Raw genomic sequence first — 20,925 nt, forward strand, 5'->3', positions numbered from 1 at the left:
CACTAGTTGAGCACCAGGTCCAGAAGATCGAGGCCCACCAGGTACCCGATCGCGGCCGGATTCTTGCCGGTGAGCGTGAGACTCAACTGATGGTTACCGGCAGTAAGTTGCGCGGTGCCGAGGTCGACTTGCTGCGTCGTGACGCCGGACGCCACAAATCCGTCGAAGCTCACCTTGGTGTTGTCGTCGATCTGAATGTCGACAATCCCGTAATCAGCGGCCTTCGTCAGGACCGTGGACAGGCTGTAGGACCCATTCGTCGGCACGGCGAAGCGGAGGACGACCTTGTCGCCGGCCTTGGTCCCGTGGATCCAGGCCTGGGTGCCGTTCGACCAGTCCACCCCACAGCAGTTGCCCTGCGGATCCACGGGCACCGTCGACGAGATCGGCGGCAGCATCGCCTCCCCTTCGACCCGCAGCGTGTTGGCGGTGGTCGCCTGCGCGACGGCTGACTTGGCGCCGACGTTGCCGGCAAGATCAACCGCGGCGATCCGGTACGACCAGGTCTCGTGCAGCCCGAGGTCCCGGTGCAGGAACCCCGGCAACGGGCTGGTGCCGACCAACTTCTCCGGGCCGCCCGCCTTCGAGCCGTCGACGTCGTACCGCGCGATCCCGCTCTCGTCGGCCGGTCCAGCGCACATCGATCGCGTTGTTCGTCCGCCCGGTGGCGGTTGCTGTGACCGGCGGCACGGGCGCCCGCTTGTCGTCGTACGGGAGGACGAGTGACTGGACGACGTACACCGATGCCGTCCAGCTCGGTCCGGTCGGCCGGAGTTCGATCTCCAGCTTGGTGCGGCCGAAGGTGAGTGCCGGGGGCAACTGGTAGTTGTCGTCCAGCCAGCGCTGGCGATCGTTGCCGGGTGGCTGCAACCCGGTGCCGGCGTCCTTGCCGTTGACAATCACCTTGGCGGACTGACCGGCTGCGTTCTGATCGCTTGTCCTGCGCAACGTCACACCACGGTTGCCTGGGTCAACCTTCACGCTGAACTTGATCGGTTGCTGCGTCGACCGGACCTGATCCGTCAGCACGGTGTCGTCGTGTTCACCTTCGTACACCGACGTCACGTCGTACTGCTGCGCCCCGCTGTCGACGTACCCGTGCCGTACCGTCCCGGCCGAAGCTGGAGAACTGCTTGGTCCGTACGCCGGTCTGCAGCTCGGGCAGCCGGTCGAGCTGGCGATACACGTCCCACCCGACTGGACCGTTGGCGCTGGTTTTTGCGACCGACGTCGTACCGGAGGCTGATGCGGCGTTCGCAACGGGGAGGACGAGCAGGGCACTGACGACCAGCGCGGCGACGCGACGGAACATGGGCGGCCTTCCGACTTCGCGACGCGGGAAGTCGATTTCTCGGATAGCTACCATCGTTGCACTGTGCTTGAGAAGAGCTCGGAACCGTTTACTTCGTGCGCACGATCTGTTGATTCGCGCGGGCGTACGCACGACGCGTCCGCCGATTGGCCCCGCTGGGCCGCAGCCTTGCCACGCGCGACAGACTGGGGTCCGACACCACACTGACCAGCGGGAGATTCGATGAGTTCTGCTCCAGCCCAGATCGCCGTCACCGGCCTCGCGGTGATGGGCCGCAACCTGGCCCGGAACCTGGCGCGCAACGGGTTCCGTGTCGCCGTCCACAACCGGTCGCAGGGCCGGACGGACGCCCTGATCAAGGAGTTCGGCCACGAGGGTGAGTTCGTCCCCGCCGCCGACCTGCCCGCGCTGGTCGAGTCGCTGGAACGGCCGCGGAAGATCATCATCATGGTCCAGGCCGGCGCGCCGACCGACGCGGTCATCGACGACCTGGTGCCGCTGCTGGACGAGGGCGACATCGTCGTCGACGCCGGCAACGCACTGTTCACCGACACCCGGCGGCGCGAGAACGCACTGCGCGAGAAGGGCCTGCACTTCGTCGGCAGCGGCGTGTCCGGCGGCGAGGAGGGCGCACTGAACGGCCCGAGCATCATGCCCGGCGGCTCACCGGAGTCCTACGCCGCACTCGAGCCGATGCTGACCAAGATCTCCGCCCACGTGAACGGCGAGCCCTGCTGCGTCCACGTCGGCCCGGACGGCGCCGGTCACTTCGTCAAGATGCTGCACAACGGCATCGAGTACGCCGACATGCAGCTGATCGCCGAGGCGTACGACCTGCTCCGGCACACGCTCGACCTGTCCCCGGCCGAGCTGGCCGATGTGTTCCGGGAGTGGAACACCGGCGACCTCGAGTCGTTCCTGATCGAGATCACCGCAGAGGTGCTCAGCCAGGTCGACCCGACCACGGGCGGTCCGTTCGTGGACGTCGTACTGGACCAAGCCGAGCAGAAGGGCACAGGCCGGTGGACCGTCCAGTCCGCCCTCGACCTCGGTACCCCGGTGAGCGGCATGGCCGAGGCAGTGTTCGCACGGTCGCTGTCCGGTGACGTCGTACGGCGGACTGCTGCAGCCGGTGTACTCCCGGGGCCGGCCACGCCGAAGGTCGACGTGGATCGGGACGCGTTCATCGACGACGTGCGGCACGCGCTGTATGCGTCGAAGCTGGTCGCCTACGCGCAGGGGTTCGACGCGATCCGGGCGGCAAGTGAGCAGTACGACTGGAACATCGACCTCGGCGCGATGGCGACGATCTGGCGCGGTGGATGCATCATCCGGGCGCGCTTCCTCGACCGCATCAAGGAGGCGTACGACCGGAACGCGGATCTGCCGTCGCTGCTCGTCGACGACTACTTCAAGGAAGCCATCGCGAACGGCCAGGAGGCGTGGCGGCGGGTGGTCGCGACCGCGGCCGCGGTCGGCGTACCGGCACCTGGGTTCTCGGCCGCACTCTCGTACTACGACGGCCTGCGCGCCGAGCGTCTCCCGGCGGCCCTGATCCAGGGCCTCCGCGACCTCTTCGGCGCCCACACCTATCGCCGTACGGACCGTGAAGGCACCTTCCACCTCGAATGGTCCGGGGACCGGTCCGAGACTCAGTCCTGACCCTTCAGGGCTGAGCTGAACTGACGCCAGCCGGGCCCGGTTCCACCGGGCCTGGCTTTGGTTGCCTTGGGCCCGGGTGGCGGTGATTCTTGCCGTGCGGATTCACATTGAGGTCGAACATATGTTCTAATAGACTCTCAGCGCCAGCCCGCTCACGGCGGGCGATGTTCAGAAGGAGATCGCCGCAACGATGACTGTAGACACTCTGGCAGTAGAAGCGCCGTCGGACGTCGCCGACACTCCCGACACCCTCACCCCGACCGACGCCGCCCTGACCGACGCTGCTCCGAGCGCGGCACCCGATGCCGCACCGGACGCGCCCGCCGCCGAGGCCGAGAAGCCGAAGAAGACCCCGGCGAAGAAGGCGGCCGGCAAGAAGACCAAGACCCTCGAGCTGACGCTGACCGTCACCGGCACCGCGGACGGCGAGTGGCACGCCGAGCTCAAGCAGGGCAGCACCTACCTGGCCCGCAACCTCGCCGTCGCGGCCGCCGCCGTCTCCCGGGCCGCCAAGGAACTCCACGAAGACCTCTCCACCCCGATCGACGAGGTCATCGAGGCCGCCCGCGAGCAACAGGCCGCCAAGGTCGCCGCCCTCGAGGCGGAACTCGAAGCCGCCCGCAAGGCCCTGGCAGACCTCGCCGACTAACACGCTCGGGCAATCCCCAACGGATCCCGCACCTCGGCACCCGCGCGGGATCAGTGAGCCGGACCTCGGCGGGATCGCCGGGCTGCGCCTCGACGGGATCGCCGGGCTGCGCCTCGACGGGATCGCCGGGCTGGGCTTCGGCGGGATCGGCGTGGGAGCCGTATCTCGGCGGGTCGCCCGGGTCGCAGTTGGCCGAGCGCCATGGCGTTGCCTACGCCTCGGTTGCCCGGCTGTTCCAGGGCTGCTGCCGTTTGGTGCTTTCCACCCGTTCGCTGCGACGGATTTCGTGCGCACCTCCCGCACGAGGGTGGAAAGCACCAAACGGCAGCTACCCGCATGGACACGGGCCGTGGCACGGCGCCCAACCCGCACGGCACGGCCAGCGGGACACACGTGGGACGTGTTCGCGCCGCACGGCCAGCGGGACGTGTGCACTCCCAGCGCGTGAACACCGCCACGGCCGGCGGGACGTGTGCACTCCCGGCGCGTGAACACCGTACAGCCGGCGGGACGTGTGCGTTCCTGGCGCGTGAACACCACACGAACGACCCGCGAAGAAATGTGACGAACCCGCCGCGCCGGATCTCTGGGCGAGGCGTGGAGCGAGGCCTTACCGTGATTCCCTGGGCCATTCCTGCTGGGCCCTGGCCACTCCGGATGAAGGGGTCAGATGAGCGCTTTTCAGGACATGGGATCGCTACTGCTGGTGCGTGGTGCCGATGAGATCGAGCACGCTGGCGGCAGTTTGTACGTCCACCTCCATCGCGTCGCCAAGCGCCTGACCACTCTCGGCGCCTCCGACACCCTGGTGCTGGCCGGCCTCGCGCACGCGGCGTACGGAACCGATGGGTTCCCCACCCACCTGTTCGACTGGCAGCAGGAACGCCCGGTCCTGGAAGCCGTGATCGGCCCCGAGGCCGAGCTGATCGTCTACCGGTACGGCTCCTGCGAACGCGAAACCACCTGGCGCGACCTCGCCGAGCACCACACGGTCACCGACCGCTTCACCGGTACGTCCGAAGAACTGTCCGGCGCGGACCTCCGCGACTTCGTCGACCTCACCATCGTCAACGAACTCGACGTCCTCGACCACGCGCCCGCCCTGGCCCCCAAGCTCCGGCCGTTCCTTCAAGACCAGATTCCCCGCTGGCAATCACTGGCGTCCCCCGCGGTCCTCTCGGAAGCCAACCGAGCCCTCCAGTTGTAGGACCTCGGCCCCGGTTTCCTGGAAAACCGGGGCGCGGCGACGCATGATCGGTACATGGCCCGGTACGAAGTGGTTGCTCGCGCGAAGACCGATCGACGCCTGTCCGACACCGACTACATCGAGCTCGCGCTGAAGTCCCATGCCCTCGACAAGGCCATGCACTTCCAGCGGGTCGAGGATCTCCCCGACGGCACGATCGCCGTCGTACTGCAGCACAAGCTCTCCCCACGCAAGCACGACGACGCCTGCACCATGGCGAACCGCAGCCTTGCGCAACTCGGTATTCCGGCGAGCCAGGTCCAGCAGATCGACCTCCACCGCCTCTCCCGCAAGGGCAGAACCCTGGTCCGTTCCTGGCACTCCCCCCAACCCCCACCAGGCGACCCCTCCGGCGACCGCGAACCCCGCCGTCCCGCCCCCAACCCACCCCACCTCAAAGCAGCCGTAGACCTCCCCAAGGACTAACCAGCCCCGCGACCTTCGCCGCAACGCAGCACCCAACCGCGCATGCACGGAACGCGCCACAGCTCAGGTGCGCGGTACAGGCGCGGCATGGTGCGGGGTCGTGGTGAGTGGGTGCTCAGTCGTGGAAATCGGCTGGGCTCAGCGCGGTTTCGGAGCAGAGATCCACGAACTCGGTGAGACCGGCGCAGGTGGCGGGGGGCCGTGGTTGGTGCGGGTCGGCGGTGCTGGGGGCGCGGTACTCGGTGGTGGTTAGGGGGTGAAGACTTCGAAGGGGGTGGCGTGTTTGGTGCCTAGGCGGGTGCCGGTGGTTCGGGAGATGCCTTCGAGGAATTCGGCGGGGTCGAAGTTGGGCCAGTTGAGGCCGTCGATGTAGGCCTTGTGGGCGCGGAGGGACTCGACGCCGAGGTCGAACGTCTCGGTGGTGTCGGCGGCGTGGCGGCCGGTGGGTGAGCCGGAGGCCCAGACCTGGCGTACGCCGTTCCAGCGTTCGCCGGCGTCGGGGAAGATCCAGCGGTTGGCCGCGTCGCGGACCGCGTCGAGGGTGGCGCGGCCGGTGTTGATGTGGTCGGCCTGGTTGAGCAGTACGTCGCCGTCCCAGGTGTCGCGGAAGTTGTTGGTGATCACGATCTCCGGTTGGTGCCGGCGGATCACCGAGGTGATGAGCCGGCGGAGTGCGACGCCGTACTCGATCGTGCCGTCGGGCTGGCCGAGGAACTCGACCACTGATACGCCGACGATCCGGGCGGACTCGATCTGTTCGGCCTCACGCAGCGGACCGGACTCCTCCGGCGCGACTCCGTCGATGCCTGCCTCGCCCGAGGTCAGCAAGCAGTACACGACTTCCTTGCCCTGCCTGGTCCACCGCGCAATGGCAGCCGCCGCCCCGAACTCCAGATCGTCCGGATGCGCGACCACAGCCAGCGCCTTCTGCCAATCCTCCGCCACCGCTTCCAGCTTCTCCGCACTCATCCCCGCAGGCTAGCCCGCCGGCCACGATTCCGTGAACGACATTTCCCGAAGAGGAAAGTGTTCGAGAGCTGAGGTTTCAGACGACGTCCAGGCTGCGGAGGAGGCGGTGAGGCAAGGCCAGACCACTTCACACCAGAGCTAGATGCCAACGGGCGCAGGGATCTAGCGAGCACGGCGGTCCGCGGCAGCGAGGCGGCGCAGTGGGCGGGAGCGCGGCGGCGCAGTGCGCGGCGGTCCGTGGTGGCGATGGGTGATGGTGGGCGGTGGGTGGTAGAGGCTCGGTGCACGGCCGGTCGGCGCTGGCACGATGCACGGTGATCTGAGGCTGCAGGCGGAACCGGCGCAGGTCCCGCTCCTCAGCTGCACGATGCGGTCAGCGCTGGCGCCGTCGGTCGGCGCAGTGCGCCGTCAGTCGGCGGTCGGTGGCGGTCGGCGTTGACCCGGTGCGGGCACCTGCGCGGTGGGGTTGCGGGGTAGCTACGCGAAGACTTGGCGGGTGTAGGGGTTGGTGAAGGTTTGGGTTGGGTCCAGGCGGGTTCGGATGGCTTGGAAGTTGTCGTACTGCGGGTAGCGGGCTTGTAGGTCGGTGGCTGTGAGGGTGTGGAGTTTGCCCCAGTGGGGGCGGCCGTTGTAGTCGGCGACGATCTGTTCGAAGGCGCGGAAGTAGGGGTCGTGGGGTAGGCGGTGGTACTGGTGGATGGCGATATAGGCGGTGTCGCGGCCGTAAGCCGTGGAGAGCCAGATGTCGTCCGCGGCGGCGACCCGGACCTCGATCGGGAACGGGATGCGGGACCCCGAGGCGTCGATCCAGGCGCGGAGGCGGCGGAGCACGTCGACCACGTGTTCGCGGGGTACGGCGTACTCGGACTCGCGGAACACCACGTTGCGTTCGGAGCAGAAGACCTTGTACGACGCGTCGACGTACTCGCGGGCCGACAACGCGCGGGAGGCGATCCGATTGATCCGCGGGACCAGGCCGGGTTGGCGGACCGCGAGCCGGTTGGTCAGCTCGAACACCTTGTTGGACAGCAGTTCGTCGTCGACCCAGCCGCGGATCCGGCCGACCGGGGACGGTCCGACGCCGGGCGCGACCCGGTTGTTCCGCTTGGTCAGCGCGATTTCGGTGTGCGGGAACCAATAGAACTCGAAGTGGTCGTTGCCGTCGGCAAGCTCGTCGAACCCGGACAGGACCTCGGGCAGCGGAAGCGGCATCTCCTGTGCACGCAGCAGGAACGCCGGCACGCATTGCAGGGTGAGCGAAGTGATCACGCCGAGCGCGCCGACCGAGATGCGGGCCGCGTTGAAGACGTCCGCGTTCTCCTCGGCGGAGCAGTGCAGCACCGAGCCGTCGGCGGTGACCAGGTCGAGCGCGACCACCTGGGTGGCGAGACCGCCGAGACGCCCGCCGGTGCCGTGCGTGCCGGTGGAGATCGCGCCGGCGATGGTCTGTTTGTCGATGTCGCCGAGGTTCGGCATCGCCAGGTCGAAGGCGGCCAGTCCGGCGTTGAGCTTGCGCAGGCTGGTGCCGGCGCCGACCGTGACGCGGCCGGAATCCTTGTCGGCGTTGGTGATCGAGGACAGGCCGTCCAGCCGGATCATCACCTGTTCAGGCACCGAGCAGCCGGTGAAGGAGTGGCCCGCGCCAACCGCCTTCAGCTTCTTGCCCTGCTCGGCGGCGGACTTCACCGCGGCCGCGAGCTCGTCGGTCGAGGTCGGGCGGAGCAGCTCCACGCCGGTCGCCGACTCGGTGCCCGACCAGTTCCGCCAGGTGCTCATCCGAAGTTCTTCCCCTCACCTCGATACGTCGCGAGCTCGGTCAGCTCGTCACCGTCGATCGCGTACACGACATCGAATCGCTCCAGCATCTCGCCCGCCTTCGCATAGCGCATCCAAACTCTGTCTCCAAGATGCAGCCCGTCGGCGGAACTCCCAAGGACCGGAGTCTGCACTTCTCCGGCACCTTCTGTGCCCAGCAGCTTCAATCCGGCCGGCCACGCCGGCAACGGCAACCTCGACTTCTTCGCCGGCCCGGATGCCACGTAGCCGCCGCCGAAGAGGGTGGCGATGCGCGGAGCAGGACGCCGTACGACGTCCAGCGCGTAGGCGACCGCGGGCGCCGGCTGGAAGACGTCGTACTTGTCGAAAAGGGTCGGGCCGTAGAGGCCGGAGCCGGCGGTGACCTCGGTGACGACGGGGTCGGCGCTGCTGATCTCGAGACTGCCGGTACCACCGCTGTTGACGAGTCGCAGCGGCGCGAACTGCTTGAGCGCATCGACGACGGCGCCACGGCGGTCGGCGAGCTCGGCGGCCGAGCGGCGCTTGACCCAGCGGACGGCCGGCGACGTATCCGGGAGGCCGGCGATCTGGGCCTCGTAGAACATCACGCCGACCAACTCAAAGGCGTCGTCAGCAACGACGATGCGAGCGAGCTCGGCAACGTCCGAAGGGGTCCGGAGCGGCGAACGACGTACGCCGAGATGCTGCCCGAACACCCGCAACGACGCGTCCACGTCGAGACAGACCTGGATCCGCGCACCACCTGCGGTGACGGATTTGATGAAGGCCAGGTGCTCCGGCGAGTCGATCATCAAGGTGATCCGGGCCGCGGCCTCGGGGTCCTCGGCCAGCGTGCGCAGGGCGGTCCGATGGGTGGTCGGATAGCCGAGCAGGATGTCGTCGACGCCGTTGCGGGCCAGCCAGAGCGCCTCGGGCAGGGCGTAGCTCATCACGCCGTGGAACCCGGGCCGCTCGAGTGCGGCCGCGATCAGGGCGCGGCAGCGGACGGACTTGGACGCGATCCGGATCGGCGTGCCCGCGGCGCGACGGACCAGGTCGTCCGCGTTCCGCCGGAATGCGGCCAGGTCGACCACCGCGTACGGCGCGTCGAGGTCCGCGGTCAGGCGGGCATACCGGTCGAAGTCACCCATAACGGGAGTGTAGGACAACAAATACTGAAAGGTAATACAACTTCTGTTGCGGTTCCTACGGTGAGTCGATCACGGCTTCCAGCGCCTGTACGACGCTGTGCGCCCAGTCGGCCTGGGTGTCGGGCTGGGCGGACGCCGCGGCGAGCAGGGCGACCGTTGACCCGTGTACGACGGACACATCGACGTACTGCTCGGCCTCGTCGCCCGCATAGCGTCGTACTCCGGCTGCTGCGGCGTCCTCCGACCACAGCTGCTTCACGCTGAGGTCACCGCCGTCGCCACAGGCTGCCATGCGCGCCTGATAGCCGGTGCGGTACGCCGACGCCTTGGAAGCGTCTGTGAAACGCAGGAGCAGCGCCGTGCCGGGCTTGCCGTCTGCAGTGCGGTAGGCGCCTTGCAACGCGTACTGCGGGACCGGCAAGGAACCGGATGGGAGTTGTCCGACGCAGCCGACCGGCAGAGCTTCAAACGCGGCCTGATGCGGCTCACGGCGACGGGTCCAGGTCTTGTTGCCCAGGAAGCCCTCCTCGGCACCACCCGGATCGACGTACGTCTTCCAGCCAGCCCCCAGCTTGTCGGGTGCCGGCAGGTTGCGGGCACTGAGCGGTCCGGCAGTCGCGGGAGGCGGAGCCGTGGCTTCCTCAGGCAGCTCGGGCGGCACCGCAGCGTCTGTCGGCTTCACCGTGCTCAGGGTGTTGGTAGGCACCGGCACCGTCCCGCCCACGGTGGCGGGGATAGGGGTGGTGGTAGCTGCTTGAGGACTCTCGTTGGAGCTGCACCCCACCAGCAGCACCGAAAGCACTACAGCAGTGCCGACGCCTCTCATCTCGGCTGGAAGTGCTGGTAGTCGGGCTTGCTCCAGTAGGCGCCCCAGAAGTAGCCCTGGGCGACCAGAGCCTTGGTGGCAGTACTGCTCGCGTAGAGCATGCCCGGCCGGGACACAGAGCGGTTGCGGTAGGTAAGGCCGTTGGACGGGTACCAGACACCGTTGGCCGCCAGGTACGGGTTCTCGACGGTGTTGATGTCGATCGCCCAGCCGTACGAGTGCGGCGACAGGGCATACGGGTTGCCCGTGACCCGACGGCAGTTGAAGACCGACGTGTTGTCCGCCTCCATCGACTTGATGTCACTGCCGCCGAACCGGTCCACCCGCCGCATCTGCCGGATCGGGAACTTGGACGCGAACGTCGACGTCCAGACCGTGATCATCTTCTGTACGGCGGCATCCCGCACGATCAGCTCGCCGCGGTGGACCTTGCCGTCGAAACCCCAGTAGTTCAGCTGAATCAGCCGCAACGACGAGGGCCTGACCGGGCAGCCGGACCGGTACGTGTACGGCACCATGGCGGCCGTGACGGCGTACACCTTGGGGTTCAGGGCGGCCTTGACCACGATGGTGGCGAGACCGGAGTACTCCATCTGCGCCTGGGTGACCCAGCGCGTCACCACGCGGACGGTCCGGGTCGCCGGCACGTCGTCCGGGACCCGCAGCCGGAAGTTGCCTGCAGCATCCATTGTGCCGATCGCGAGCAGTCGCCACTTGCCGCTGCCGAGGTAGTCCTGCAGCGCGAGTTCCTTGCCTGGCTCGGCCGGCGTCATCCGGCCGCTGACCGAGGCGCCGGTCAAGGTCGCGTACCAGGGCGCCGGCGTGTTGAGCACGATCTTGCGGTCCTGGATGTTCGAGAGCTGGTACTCCGAGATCGCCAGCGCGGTCTCCGCCTGGACGCCGATCATGGTCCGGAAGGCCGAGGTGGTCGGCACGGCGGAGATGTAGGTGAACTTGTAGACGCCGCCGGTCGTGGTGCGGGTCGAGGCACGCTGCACCCAGGCACCCGGGACCCGCTGCCAGAGCGTGATGTAGGACCCGGTGATCGGCTGGCTGATCTTGCCGGTGAACACCGTCGGCCGGTCCTCCCACGACGCGGCCGGCTTGTCCAGCGTGATCGACCAGTCGGCAGCCGCCGTCACCGTTCCCGTCGGCGTTGGCGTTGGCGTCGGGGTTGGAGTCGGCGTCGGGGTCGGCTCCTCGGCGGCCGTCGACGGCGGGGTGGCCGATGGCGTCTCGGCCAGCTCGTTCGAGGTCGAAGGAGTTGGCGGAGTCGGATCGTCGGTCGCCGCGGCACCGGGCGCGTGTAACCCCGCCGCCAGCAGCATCGCCGTCATCCCCACCCCGAAGGCTCGCCACATCATCCGATCGCCCCTCTCCCTCACCGGGACCGGCAAGGTCCCCCCACGACCGCTACTTACCCACCTAATATGCAGTCAAAGAGGAAGACGTCACACAGGACGCGGAAGTTCTGTTATTCCTGCAGTCTTTTCACCGCCGCATCGATGCGCTCGTCGGTGCCGGTCAGCGCAACCCGGATATGCCGCTCTCCCGCCGTACCGTAGAAGGCGCCCGGCGCGACCAGGATGCCTCGCTCCGCGAGCGCTCCGACCGACCCGTAGGAGTCATACGAGGGGTGCTCGGCCCACAGGTACAGGCCGCCGTTGGACAAGGTGATGGCCCAACCGGCGTCCGTCAGGGCATCACGCAGTACCGCCCGGCGCCTCAGGTACCGCTCGCGCTGGACGTCCACGTGTGCGTCGTCGGAGAACCCGGCCGCCATCGCCGCCTGGATCGGAGCCGGCACCATCAGACCGGCGTGCTTGCGGACAGCAAGCAGTTCAGCGATGACCGTCTCGTCACCGGCCACGAAGCCACCGCGGTACCCGGCGAGGTTGGACCGCTTCGACAGCGAGTGCACCGCGAGCAGGTTGTCGAAGCTCCCACCCGACACGTCCGGATGCAGCACCGACACGGGCCGCGAGTCCCAGCCGAACTCGGTGTAGCACTCGTCGCTCACCAGCAGTACGTCGTTCGCCCGCGCCCACTCGACCGCGTGGCGCAGGTCCTCCGGCGAAGTGATCTCACCGGACGGGTTCCGCGGGGAGTTCAGGTACGCGACCCGCACGGGCCCGTCGTACGTCGTCGGATCCGCGACCGGAACACTCGTAGCGCGAGCCAACGCGGCGCCGGCCTCGTACGTCGGGTAGGCGAGATCCGGGATGAGTACGGTGTCGCCGGCGCCGATCCCGAGCAGCGTCGGCAGCAGCATGATCAGCTCCTTGGTGCCGATCACGGGCAGTACGCCGGTCTGCGGATCCACACCGGGTACGTCGAGACGCCGTGCCATCCAGTCCACGGCCGCCTGCCGCACGGCCGACGTACCGATGGTGGTCGGGTACGCCGGCGCCTCGGCGCCATCCGCGAGCGCCTTCTTGATCAGATCCGGCACCGGGTCCACCGGGCTGCCGATGGACAGGTCCACGATCCCGTCAGGATGCGCGGCCGCCTGCTGCTTGTACGGCGCGAGCTTGTCCCACGGAAAATCCGGCAACCGACTGGAGGTCTCGAAGATCACCCCCGCATTCTCTCCTGTCAGCCCGGGCGACGGTCGGCGGGCGCCCGCTCCGCGAGAAACACGACGGCCTTCTTCACCAGGTCGGGGTCGCGCAGGACGCGGCGGTGCCCCAGGCCTTCGCTGGTTTCCAGCCGGGCGCCCGGCCAGGTGCCGACGACATCGACGCTGCCTTGGTACGACGTCTCGCGGTCGGAGCGATCGTGGATCAGCAGCAGCGGAGGCAGCGGACGACGGGCGGCGACCGCGGGAACCACCGACTCCATCCGGAACGAGTCCATCGGGCCGAAGCGGGCCTCGAACCGGCGCAGGAATCCGGCCCGGATACGCGGCCCGAAGCCGAGGAACGCCTCCATCTGGTCGAGGGTCTCGGTGAAGTCCGTCGCCGTCGCGATGAAGACGACCCGCTCCACATCAAGCCCGTCGCGCATCGCGAGGGCGGTCGCCGGTGCACCGAGCGAGTGGGCCACCACGCCGTACGCCGGTCCCTGCGCGGCGACCACTGCCTTCAGCGCGTCGGCGAGCTCGAGGAGTGTGGACGAGCCTTTGCCCTCGCGCCCCGGAGCCGAGTCGCCGTGGCTCGGTGCGTCGTACGCGATCACCCGGAAGCCGGCGTCGACGAGCGGCTGGATGTGGGCCGCGAGCTGCAACCCCCAGCCGCCCCAACCGTGGACGAGGTAGATCGCCGGCCCCTCGCCGTACGACTGCCCGCGGATGGTCCCGACCTCGAACGGGGTCGGCGCGGGAAGCTCGCCCCGGGGACGGCGAGTCGCAGCCGGTACGGCGGGGACGCGGAACCAGAGGCGGTTCAGGATGCCTGTGCCGACCGTCGGTGCGACGCGTTCGAGCAGGCCGAAGGTGAGATTCAAGGACCGAACGTTCGTGCTTTTCTTGGCCGCCATGAGGGTCTTCTCCAGATCGTTCAGCAGGGGTCAGGTGCGGGCCGCCCGGACGAGCGCCTCGAAGGCGGTGCGCGCTCGATCCTCGGCCTTGGGGTCGGCCAGCAGGCGGCTGGCGTGGTGGTACGACAGCAGGACGCCGCGGATGTCGAAGGCGTACTGCTCGGGGTCGGCGTCGGCGCGGAAATGACCTTCGCTGATGCCGGTCCGGAACACGTTGGCCAGCAGGTCGGCGTAGTCGCGCTCGGCACTCACCACGCGGTCGCGGACCGGGCTCGGAGGCGCGTCGTCGAGCTCGGCGGACACGCTGGCGAAGAAGCATCCACCGGGGAGGGCGAGATCGCCGTTGTCCCAGCGGAGCTTGCGGTCGAAGAGCTCGCGCAGCCGCGGTTCGCCGCGCGGAGCCTGGAGAGCCGGCCGGACGACCCGCTCGGCGAACAGCTCCGCCGCCCGCTCGACCACCGCGACCTGAAGCTGCTCCTTGGATCGGAAGTGCGAGAACAGCCCGCTCTTCGACAGCTGCATCCGGTCAGCCAGCAGCCCGATGGTGAGCCCGCTCAACCCGGACGTACTCACCACCCGCGCGGCCTCGTCCAGCACAGCAGCCCGAGTCTGCTCTCCTTTACCCACCCCTAGATAAAAGCACGACCGTTCACCTCTCGGCAAGCGGTCAGCAGGGCTTACTCGGATCGATCTTGGCGAGGACCTGCTCGGCGATCACCTTGAGCTGGGACAACTGATCGGGAGTGAGGGTGTCGATGACGTACTCGCGGACCGTGGCCACGTGGCCGGGGGCGGCGGCCACCAGGACCTCGTAGCCCGCGTCGGTGATGGTGGCGACGGTGATGCGACCGTCATCGTCGGCGGGGCGGCGCTCGACGAAGCCGCGCTGCTCGAGGCGTTTGACCACATGGGACAGCCGCGACAGGGAGCCGTTCGCGAAGCCGGCCAGGTCGCTCATCCGGCGCGAGCGGCCGGGCGACTCGGACAGCCCGGCGAGCACCAGGTACTCGAAGTGGGTCAGGCCGGAGTCGCGCTGGAGTTGGTAGTCGAGCACGCCCGGCAGCTTGAACATGAGGGCAGCCAGCGCCATCCAGGTCGCGAGTTCATCCTGGTCCAGCCACCGCACCCCGTCTTCCATGATCACATTTTACGGCATTAGTTGACGCTTCAAGTCATCTGGGTCTAGCTTTGGGTTGAAACGTCAACCAATGACTGAGAGTGGACAATGAACGTCTTTCTGTGGATCGTCGCCGGACTGCTGGCCGCGATGTTTCTGGCCGCCGGCACGATGAAGGTGACCCAGGAGCGGCGCAAACTGCTGGCCAACCCGAACCTGAAGTGGGTCGAGGACTTCTCCGCCGGCACGATCAAGCTGATCGGCACCGCCGAGTTGCTCGGCGCGCTCGGCCTGATCCTGCCCGGCGCCCTCGACATCGCCCCGGTCCTCGTCCCGCTCGCCGCCACCGGCCTCGCCGTCCTGATGCTCGGCGCCGCCATCACCCACGCCCGCCGCAAGGAACCGCAGGCGATCGTCATCAACGCCGTCCTGCTGATCCTCGCCCTCGTCGTCGCGATCTTCCGCTTCGGCCCCAACAGCTTCTGACCGCGACTCGCCCGGGCACCGGTCATGCGGTGGTCGAAGACTTGATGCACGCTCGGTACGACGATGAACGGCCGGGTGAAGGGTGAGAGATGACGTACGACGTGGCAGTGGTCGGCGCGGGGGCGATGGGGTCGGCGGCTGCGCGGGCGTTGGCGGCCGCCGGGCGTGAGGTCGTCGTACTCGAGCAGTTCGAGCTCGGCCATGTCCGGGGTGGGTCGCACGGCGGGACGCGACTCTTTCGGCCGTCCGCGATCGATGCCGAAGTGGCTCGGCTGACCGAGCAGGCTCGACCCCTGTGGAGGCGGCTTGAAGACGAGTCCGGCGAGACGCTGCTCGAGGCGACCGGCGGGATCGACCACGGGGTCGATGCTGCGGACATCGAGACGTTCCGGGCCCTGCACGCGAAGGATGGAGAGGTGCTCGCGTCCGAGGAGGCAGCGGAACGCTGGCCGGGCTTCCGGTTCGAGACACAGGTGCTGTATCAGCCCGGTTCGGGACGTCTGTATGCCGATCGCACTGTCAGCGCACTGCAGAGAGTGGCGAACGCCGAGTTCCGGGAACACTCGCCGGTGAAAGCACTGAAGATCCAGGGCGACCTGGTCGAGCTCGACGTGCCTGGTGGGGCTGTGCAGGCGCGGCAGGTCGTGGTGACGGCCGGGCCGTGGGCGCCGAAGCTGCTGGGCGGGTTAGTGGCGTTGCCGCCGTTCAAGGTGACGCAGGAGCAGCCGCGGTTCTTCGAGCCGGTGTCGGATGACCTGGACTGGCCGAGCTTCGTGCACGGGCGCAAGGCGAGCTACGGCCTGTTCGAGGCCGGGTCCGGCGTGAAGGTCGGGCTGCACGCCACCGGGCCGGCCGTCGACCCGGATACGCGGGACTTCGCGGTGGAACCGGAGTTGGATGCCCAACTGCTGCGGTACGTCGAGAAGTGGTTCCCCGGCCTGGACCCGACCCGGTCGACCGCGATCAGTTGCCTGTACGACAACACGCCGACGGACAACTTCGTGATCGACCGGGTCGGGCCGATCACGGTCGCAGCCGGGTTCTGCGGGCAGGGGTTCAAGTTCGTGCCGCTGATCGGTGAGTACATCCGGGCCCTGGTCACCGGCGAGGCGTCGGTGCCGTCGCGCTTCCGGCTGAGCAGTCACGTGGGAGATTAGGCTGCTGAGGACCCCGGAGGGTGTGCGATGGCTAGTGAGCTCGATGCGTGTGTCGACGGCCTGGCTCTGGTGGATCACCACGTCCATGGCGTCGTCGAAGGACCGCTCGACCGCGCTGCCTTCGAGCAGCTGATCACCGAGTCGGACCCGCCTGTCCCACCCGGGATGTCGACGTTCGACTCCCAGCTGGGCTTCGCGATCCGCCGGTACTGCGCTCCACTGCTAGGACTGGCTCCGCATGCGTCGGCCGACGACTACTTGGCTGCGCGTTCCCGGCTGGGTGAGGAGGCGGTGAACCGGCTGTTCCTCAGTGCTGCTGGGGTGAGCGACTTCCTGGTGGACACCGGCTATCTGGGTGATGCCGTGACCGATATAGACGAGCTGGCGAAGCTGAGTGGCTCCCGCACGCACGAGGTGGTGCGGCTGGAGTCCGAGCTGGAGTACGTCGCCTCACAGGAGTCCACCGTGGCCGCCGTACCCGATGCGCTGGTACGGCGGCTTGCTGAGCGGACTGCCGGGGCGGCGGGGCTGAAGAGCATCGTGGCTTATCGGCACGGGTTCGACTTCGACCCGGCTGAGCCGAGTGATGCCGACGTACTGGCCGCTCTGGATCGTTGGTACGCGTCAGGGGCTGTGCGAGTCTCTGACCCCGTGTTGTTGCGGTGGCTGCTGTGGACGGGTGCGCGACGTGGTCTGCCGCTACAGCTACACGTCGGGTTCGGTGACACGGACCTGCAGTTGCACAAGGCAAACCCGCTGCTGCTGACTGAGTGGCTGCGTCTGGTCGAGCCGCTCGGCGCGCAGGTCGTGTTGCTGCACTGCTATCCCTTCCACCGCGAGGCCGGGTATCTCGCACATGTGTTCCCACACGTCAGCTTCGACCTCGGCCTCACCACCATGTACGTCGGGGCGCGGGCAGCCGCCGTACTCGCGGAGGGGTTGGAGCTCGCGCCGTTCGCGAAGGTGCTCTACTCCTCCGACGCGTGGGGGCCTGCGGAGCTGCACTACCTCGGCGCCACGATCTGGCGGCGTGCGGTCACGTCTGTGCTCGGTGGGTTCGTGGAGCAGGGTGACTGGTCTGCCGACGACGCTGTCCGCGTGGCGACGCTGTGGGGTCGTGAGAACGCTCAGCGGCTGTACGGGATCGGGTGACCTACAGGTAGAGGCCGGTCTGGCCGTCTTCGAGGCGGCCGGCCGCCACGGCGTGCAGGTCGCGCTCGCGGAGCAGGATGTAGTCGTCACCGCGGACCTCGACCTCGGCCCGGTCCTCCGGGTCGAACAGGACGCGGTCGTCCACCTCGACCGTGCGCACGTTGGCGCCGATCGCGACGACCTTCGCCCAGGCGAGCCGGCGGCCCATCTGCGCGGTGGCCGGGATCAGGATGCCGGCCGAGGACTTCCGCTCCCCCTCTGCCTCCACCGAGACCAGCACCCGGTCGTGCAGCATCCGGATCGGCAGTTTGTCATCGGAGAGCCGCTTGCGAGGAGTCACCGGCGACCCACCAGCCGACGGATCAGCAGCAGCACGGCGAGAACGCCGACCGCGGCACCGCCGACCGCGACGATCTTCTGGGTCCGCAACTGGCCGCGCTCGTCGAAGACCTGCGCCTTGGCCTGCTCGACCTGCCGCTTGGCCACGTTCTTCGGGTGTGCCCGGTCGACCAGCTCGTCCACGGTCGAGGCCAGGCGCACGCGGGTGGCGGCGATGTCCGCCTCGATCTGCTCGGCGGTCCGAGCCTTCGTGTCCGACACCTGTCGACGCTCCCTTCGCTCCTCGGGGCTGCCCCGGGATGGCCGGGCCTGCCCTGCTGACTCCATCCTCGCAGGTCATGCCTGCAAGTCGACGACCACCTTGATGTCATCCGGTTGCCGGACCAGTGCGGACGGCCAGTCGGACAGTGGTACGGACCGCGTGATCAGCCGCTCCAGCCAGGCCTTGTCGGCGGTCTCGAGGATGACGACCGCGTCCGCATAGTGCCGCTTGGCCGCGTTCACCGAGCCCACCAGAGCGGCGTTCCGGGTGACCAGCTGGCGGTTGAGGGCATCCAGCTGTACGTCGATCGTCGCCGGCCCGGGCGAGATGCCGGTCAGGCACATGACTCCGGCGGGCCTGAGCAGCTTGGCGCAGTCGAACACCACCTGTCCGGCGCCGGTCGCCTCGATCACCACATCCGGCGTGACAGTCAGGTCCGCCAGGTCAGTGAGGTACGTCCCACCGAGTGCTCGCACCAACTCGGGCTTCGGCCCGTCCTTGGCCCGGTCCAGGACGTGTACGCCATACCCACGCTGTGTCGCGATCAGAGCGGCGAGCAGGCCGATCGGACCGGCTCCGGTGACGAGCACGTGCTCCGGTCCGAACCACGACCGCGAGGCGACGCGGTCCACCTGTTCCCACGCCTTGGCGAGGATGCTGGCGGGCTCCACGAGTACGCCGAGGTGGCCGAGCTGTTGCGGGACCGGTGCGGCGAAGTACGGGTCGACTCGCCACCGCTCGGCGCCGTACCCGTCCATCTCCTTGATGCCGCGCTCGGTGTAGCGGCCGTTGCGGCAGAAGTCCCACTCACCGCGTGCACAGGCCGGACAGGGCTCAGGGTCGGGTCTGCGGACCACACCGGCGACCAGGTCGCCCGGACTGAAGCCACAGCCGTCGGGAGCCTCCAGAACCCGTCCGAGCGACTCATGGCCGATCACGAGGTCATCCGAGCCCGGCCTGCCTTTGCCGAACGTTCCGGCGACCAGCTCGACGTCCGTGCCACAGATCCCGGTCAGCAGTCCCTCGACCAGGATCGAACCGTCCTCGGCCGGCGGCTCACCGACCTCTCGTACCGCGGCTGAGTCAGCTTTCCCCGTCGTGACTGTCATCGCCCGCATGCGCTCAGGCTAACCGGGTCATGTCGACGGTCACCTCGATCGCAGTCGCCGCGCCGCCTGAATAGATGCCTTTGAGCGGAGACACATCCGCATAGTCCCGGCCGGTGGCCACCCAGACGTGCCGGTGACCGATCGGGATGTCGTTCGTCGGGTCGAAGCCCCACCATTCGCCGGTCCAGGCCTCCACCCAGGCGTGGCTCTCGCCCACGACTTTCTCGCCCACTGCGGCGTCGGGCTTGGTGTGGAGGTAGCCGGAGACATACTTCGCCGGTACGCCGACCGCACGCAGCATCGCGAGCGTGAGGTGCGCGTAGTCCTGGCACACGCCCTCCCCCGCCTGCCACGCGTCGATGGCGGACGAGTGCACCCCAGTGGTGCCGCGCTGGTACTTCAGCGTGTCGTGCACCCACTTGGACACCGCCAGGACGGTCTCCTGCGGTGTCCGGCCCTTGCGCAGCGACCGGGCCACCGTGGCCAACTCACGATGCTTCGGCACGTAGGTGGTCCACTCGAGGTACTCGGCGTACCTGTCTACGGACTCAGCCGACCGCACCAGGGACCAGGTCGCGTCGACTGATGGCGGCGGCTGCTCGGTCGTCTCGACCACAGACGCCGCCACGACCTTCAGCTCGGTGTGTGGCGTGTGCAGGTCGAAGGAGTTGACCTCAGTACCCCAGTAGTCGGTGTACTTGTAGGCCCTGGTGGCCGGCACTGTCTCGAGCCGGGCGACCATGAGGTTCTGCCGGTCGTCACTGCGCGGTGTGAGCCGTGCTTCGTTGTAGGACTGCGTGACTGCGGTCGCATAGCGGTAGCCGGTCGTGTGGACCACCCGGAGACGCCAGTTCACAGGTTCACCTCCGCGTTGTTCCACTCGATCCAGGGCACGGTGTGGAAGTACTGCCGCGACACGGCCTCACCCACCTCGCGCACTGTCGTCTGCAACGCCTGCAGCCGGCCAGTGAGGTCGTCCAGCAGCTCAGCCGGTCGCAGGAACTCCAGCTCGCTCCGGGCCTTCCCCAACAGCCGTGAGGCCTCCGCACCCGCGCCGATCCGGGCAGACGGCCCGTGGTCGAGCTCTTCCAGGCAGGACTCGGCCTTCGTCAGTGCGTGGAACACAGACCGCGGGAATAGCCGGTCCAGCAGCAGGAACTGCACTACGCGCGAGGCATCCAGTGCACCGCGATACGTCCGCAGATACGTGTCATGAGCACCCGCGGAGCGCAGCACCGTCACCCACCCTGGTGACGTCGGCTTGTCACCCACTCGGGACATCAGTAGCCGGACGATCATGTCCACCCGCTCCACCGACCGCCCCAGCACCAGGAACCGCCAGCCGTCGTCCCGGCTCATGGTGGAGTCCGCCAACCCCGCGAACATCGCCGCCCGGTCCTCCACGAAGGTGAAGAACTCGTGCGGACCCACACGACGGGCGGCACGCTGCCGCTCGGGTACGGCGTTCCACATGGCGTTGATGCACTGCCACAGCTCGCTGGACACCACCTCACGCGCCACCCGGGTGTTCTCCCGGGCACTCTCGATCGAGGACACGATCGAACCCGACTCTGGCGACATCGCGACCAGCTCGGTCAGCCCCCACACGTCCAGGTGGGTGCCATCGGGTGGCGTGATGCCCAGGACCGACAGCAGCGTGCGGCTCTCACCGTCGGCATCGACTGTCGCGTCCTCGAGCAGTTGGTGGACCGACACGTCGAGGATCCGCGCGGTGTCATCCGCACGTTCGACGTACCGGCCGATCCAGTACAGCGACTCGGCGTTGCGTGCGAGCATCGTCAGCACCTC

The 20,925-nt window shown here is 68.3% G+C and carries 24 protein-coding genes; 7 read left to right on the top strand and 17 right to left on the bottom strand.

What is annotated here, in order from left to right:
• Positions 1–2: 2 nt before the first annotated feature.
• The 3 genes from V9K99_RS08780 to V9K99_RS08790 are packed head-to-tail and all read right to left on the bottom strand — an operon-like array spanning position 3 to position 1,312.
• Complete coding sequence (locus V9K99_RS08780) at positions 3–545, bottom strand: hypothetical protein (RefSeq protein ID WP_337336379.1); 543 nt, start codon at positions 543–545, stop codon at positions 3–5.
• Positions 478–1,065 (bottom strand): hypothetical protein, encoded by a 588-nt coding sequence (locus V9K99_RS08785; RefSeq protein WP_337336380.1) that lies wholly within the window; start codon positions 1,063–1,065, stop codon positions 478–480. Before V9K99_RS08785 ends, V9K99_RS08780 begins: the two co-directional genes overlap by 68 nt.
• Positions 1,043–1,312 carry a hypothetical protein gene (locus V9K99_RS08790; RefSeq protein WP_337002694.1) on the bottom strand — a complete coding sequence of 90 codons (270 nt, stop codon included), beginning with the start codon at positions 1,310–1,312 and terminating at the stop codon, positions 1,043–1,045. The genes V9K99_RS08785 and V9K99_RS08790 overlap by 23 nt, the downstream gene beginning before the upstream one ends.
• A gap of 222 nt (positions 1,313–1,534) precedes the next feature.
• Between V9K99_RS08790 and gndA the strand changes: the two genes are divergently transcribed.
• The 4 genes from gndA to V9K99_RS08810 all read left to right on the top strand — a co-directional run bounded on the left by gndA (position 1,535) and on the right by V9K99_RS08810 (position 5,295).
• The gene (gene gndA / locus V9K99_RS08795) at positions 1,535–2,974 is read left to right on the top strand and encodes an NADP-dependent phosphogluconate dehydrogenase (RefSeq protein ID WP_337002692.1); all 1,440 of its coding nucleotides are present in this window, start codon (positions 1,535–1,537) and stop codon (positions 2,972–2,974) included.
• Positions 2,975–3,164: 190 nt separating this feature from the next.
• The gene (locus V9K99_RS08800; RefSeq protein WP_337002690.1) at positions 3,165–3,623 is read left to right on the top strand and encodes a DUF6319 family protein; all 459 of its coding nucleotides are present in this window, start codon (positions 3,165–3,167) and stop codon (positions 3,621–3,623) included.
• Positions 3,624–4,293: 670 nt separating this feature from the next.
• Entirely contained in the window at positions 4,294–4,830 is a 537-nt protein-coding gene (locus V9K99_RS08805) for a DUF6817 domain-containing protein (protein ID WP_337002688.1), read from the top strand.
• A 54-nt stretch (positions 4,831–4,884) separates the two neighbouring features.
• On the top strand, positions 4,885–5,295 hold the full coding sequence (locus V9K99_RS08810) for a hypothetical protein (protein WP_337002686.1): 411 nt from the start codon (positions 4,885–4,887) through the stop codon (positions 5,293–5,295).
• A 249-nt stretch (positions 5,296–5,544) separates the two neighbouring features.
• Here the strand turns inward: V9K99_RS08810 and V9K99_RS08815 are convergent, their stop codons facing one another.
• The 9 genes from V9K99_RS08815 to V9K99_RS08855 form a co-directional block, all read right to left on the bottom strand.
• The gene (locus V9K99_RS08815) at positions 5,545–6,264 is read right to left on the bottom strand and encodes a PIG-L deacetylase family protein (protein WP_337002684.1); all 720 of its coding nucleotides are present in this window, start codon (positions 6,262–6,264) and stop codon (positions 5,545–5,547) included.
• Positions 6,265–6,741: 477 nt separating this feature from the next.
• On the bottom strand, positions 6,742–8,040 hold the full coding sequence (locus V9K99_RS08820) for a D-arabinono-1,4-lactone oxidase (protein WP_337002682.1): 1,299 nt from the start codon (positions 8,038–8,040) through the stop codon (positions 6,742–6,744).
• Complete coding sequence (locus V9K99_RS08825) at positions 8,037–9,191, bottom strand: amino acid deaminase/aldolase (RefSeq protein ID WP_337002680.1); 1,155 nt, start codon at positions 9,189–9,191, stop codon at positions 8,037–8,039. The genes V9K99_RS08820 and V9K99_RS08825 overlap by 4 nt, the downstream gene beginning before the upstream one ends.
• 55 nt (positions 9,192–9,246) lie before the next feature.
• Positions 9,247–9,873: a hypothetical protein gene (locus V9K99_RS08830; RefSeq protein WP_337002678.1), complete on the bottom strand. Its 627-nt coding sequence runs from the start codon at positions 9,871–9,873 to the stop codon at positions 9,247–9,249.
• A gap of 140 nt (positions 9,874–10,013) precedes the next feature.
• On the bottom strand, positions 10,014–11,381 hold the full coding sequence (locus tag V9K99_RS08835; RefSeq protein ID WP_337002676.1) for a M15 family metallopeptidase: 1,368 nt from the start codon (positions 11,379–11,381) through the stop codon (positions 10,014–10,016).
• A 110-nt stretch (positions 11,382–11,491) separates the two neighbouring features.
• On the bottom strand, positions 11,492–12,592 hold the full coding sequence (gene dapC / locus V9K99_RS08840) for a succinyldiaminopimelate transaminase (protein WP_337003256.1): 1,101 nt from the start codon (positions 12,590–12,592) through the stop codon (positions 11,492–11,494).
• Between the two features lie 20 nt (positions 12,593–12,612).
• A complete protein-coding gene (locus V9K99_RS08845) occupies positions 12,613–13,494 on the bottom strand; it encodes an alpha/beta fold hydrolase (RefSeq protein ID WP_337002674.1) in 882 nt (293 codons plus the stop codon).
• A 30-nt stretch (positions 13,495–13,524) separates the two neighbouring features.
• Complete coding sequence (locus tag V9K99_RS08850; RefSeq protein ID WP_337002672.1) at positions 13,525–14,121, bottom strand: TetR/AcrR family transcriptional regulator; 597 nt, start codon at positions 14,119–14,121, stop codon at positions 13,525–13,527.
• 40 nt (positions 14,122–14,161) lie between these two features.
• On the bottom strand, positions 14,162–14,632 hold the full coding sequence (locus V9K99_RS08855; RefSeq protein WP_337002670.1) for a MarR family winged helix-turn-helix transcriptional regulator: 471 nt from the start codon (positions 14,630–14,632) through the stop codon (positions 14,162–14,164).
• Between the two features lie 87 nt (positions 14,633–14,719).
• Between V9K99_RS08855 and V9K99_RS08860 the strand changes: the two genes are divergently transcribed.
• The 3 genes from V9K99_RS08860 to V9K99_RS08870 all read left to right on the top strand — a co-directional run bounded on the left by V9K99_RS08860 (position 14,720) and on the right by V9K99_RS08870 (position 17,406).
• Complete coding sequence (locus tag V9K99_RS08860) at positions 14,720–15,097, top strand: DoxX family protein (RefSeq protein ID WP_337002668.1); 378 nt, start codon at positions 14,720–14,722, stop codon at positions 15,095–15,097.
• A gap of 89 nt (positions 15,098–15,186) precedes the next feature.
• A complete protein-coding gene (locus tag V9K99_RS08865; RefSeq protein WP_337002666.1) occupies positions 15,187–16,254 on the top strand; it encodes an FAD-dependent oxidoreductase in 1,068 nt (355 codons plus the stop codon).
• 27 nt (positions 16,255–16,281) lie between these two features.
• Entirely contained in the window at positions 16,282–17,406 is a 1,125-nt protein-coding gene (locus tag V9K99_RS08870) for an amidohydrolase family protein (protein ID WP_337002665.1), read from the top strand.
• A gap of 1 nt (position 17,407) precedes the next feature.
• On the opposite strand, the gene V9K99_RS08875 is transcribed toward V9K99_RS08870, so the two are convergent.
• From V9K99_RS08875 to V9K99_RS08895, 5 genes are all read right to left on the bottom strand, one after another.
• Positions 17,408–17,746, bottom strand: coding sequence for a GroES family chaperonin (locus tag V9K99_RS08875; protein ID WP_442914716.1), 339 nt, complete (start codon positions 17,744–17,746; stop codon positions 17,408–17,410).
• Entirely contained in the window at positions 17,743–18,006 is a 264-nt protein-coding gene (locus V9K99_RS08880) for a DUF3618 domain-containing protein (RefSeq protein WP_337002663.1), read from the bottom strand. The genes V9K99_RS08875 and V9K99_RS08880 overlap by 4 nt, the downstream gene beginning before the upstream one ends.
• A gap of 75 nt (positions 18,007–18,081) precedes the next feature.
• Complete coding sequence (locus V9K99_RS08885; protein ID WP_337002661.1) at positions 18,082–19,125, bottom strand: glucose 1-dehydrogenase; 1,044 nt, start codon at positions 19,123–19,125, stop codon at positions 18,082–18,084.
• A gap of 4 nt (positions 19,126–19,129) precedes the next feature.
• On the bottom strand, positions 19,130–19,972 hold the full coding sequence (locus V9K99_RS08890) for a transglutaminase family protein (RefSeq protein WP_337002659.1): 843 nt from the start codon (positions 19,970–19,972) through the stop codon (positions 19,130–19,132).
• Positions 19,969–20,913 carry an alpha-E domain-containing protein gene (locus tag V9K99_RS08895; protein ID WP_337002657.1) on the bottom strand — a complete coding sequence of 315 codons (945 nt, stop codon included), beginning with the start codon at positions 20,911–20,913 and terminating at the stop codon, positions 19,969–19,971. The genes V9K99_RS08890 and V9K99_RS08895 overlap by 4 nt, the downstream gene beginning before the upstream one ends.
• Positions 20,914–20,925: the final 12 nt, after the last annotated feature.

It is taken from the genome of Kribbella sp. CCNWLW201 (genome assembly GCF_037203805.1).
Lineage (GTDB): Bacteria > Actinomycetota > Actinomycetes > Propionibacteriales > Kribbellaceae > Kribbella.

Excerpts from the sequence above, each read along its gene's own strand:
- V9K99_RS08855 (WP_337002670.1), bottom strand. The coding sequence starts at position 14,632 with ATGGAAGACGGGGTGCGGTGGCTGGACCAGGATGAACTCGCGACCTGG.
- V9K99_RS08835 (WP_337002676.1), bottom strand. The coding sequence starts at position 11,381 with ATGATGTGGCGAGCCTTCGGGGTGGGGATGACGGCGATGCTGCTGGCG.
- V9K99_RS08885 (WP_337002661.1), bottom strand. The coding sequence starts at position 19,125 with ATGCGGGCGATGACAGTCACGACGGGGAAAGCTGACTCAGCCGCGGTA.
- V9K99_RS08845 (WP_337002674.1), bottom strand. The coding sequence starts at position 13,494 with ATGGCGGCCAAGAAAAGCACGAACGTTCGGTCCTTGAATCTCACCTTC.
- V9K99_RS08870 (WP_337002665.1), top strand. The coding sequence starts at position 16,282 with ATGGCTAGTGAGCTCGATGCGTGTGTCGACGGCCTGGCTCTGGTGGAT.
- V9K99_RS08805 (WP_337002688.1), top strand. The coding sequence starts at position 4,294 with ATGAGCGCTTTTCAGGACATGGGATCGCTACTGCTGGTGCGTGGTGCC.
- V9K99_RS08800 (WP_337002690.1), top strand. The coding sequence starts at position 3,165 with ATGACTGTAGACACTCTGGCAGTAGAAGCGCCGTCGGACGTCGCCGAC.
- V9K99_RS08815 (WP_337002684.1), bottom strand. The coding sequence starts at position 6,264 with ATGAGTGCGGAGAAGCTGGAAGCGGTGGCGGAGGATTGGCAGAAGGCG.
- V9K99_RS08895 (WP_337002657.1), bottom strand. The coding sequence starts at position 20,913 with ATGCTCGCACGCAACGCCGAGTCGCTGTACTGGATCGGCCGGTACGTC.
- V9K99_RS08865 (WP_337002666.1), top strand. The coding sequence starts at position 15,187 with ATGACGTACGACGTGGCAGTGGTCGGCGCGGGGGCGATGGGGTCGGCG.
- V9K99_RS08790 (WP_337002694.1), bottom strand. The coding sequence starts at position 1,312 with ATGTTCCGTCGCGTCGCCGCGCTGGTCGTCAGTGCCCTGCTCGTCCTC.
- V9K99_RS08820 (WP_337002682.1), bottom strand. The coding sequence starts at position 8,040 with ATGAGCACCTGGCGGAACTGGTCGGGCACCGAGTCGGCGACCGGCGTG.
- V9K99_RS08860 (WP_337002668.1), top strand. The coding sequence starts at position 14,720 with ATGAACGTCTTTCTGTGGATCGTCGCCGGACTGCTGGCCGCGATGTTT.
- V9K99_RS08825 (WP_337002680.1), bottom strand. The coding sequence starts at position 9,191 with ATGGGTGACTTCGACCGGTATGCCCGCCTGACCGCGGACCTCGACGCG.
- V9K99_RS08810 (WP_337002686.1), top strand. The coding sequence starts at position 4,885 with ATGGCCCGGTACGAAGTGGTTGCTCGCGCGAAGACCGATCGACGCCTG.
- gndA (WP_337002692.1), top strand. The coding sequence starts at position 1,535 with ATGAGTTCTGCTCCAGCCCAGATCGCCGTCACCGGCCTCGCGGTGATG.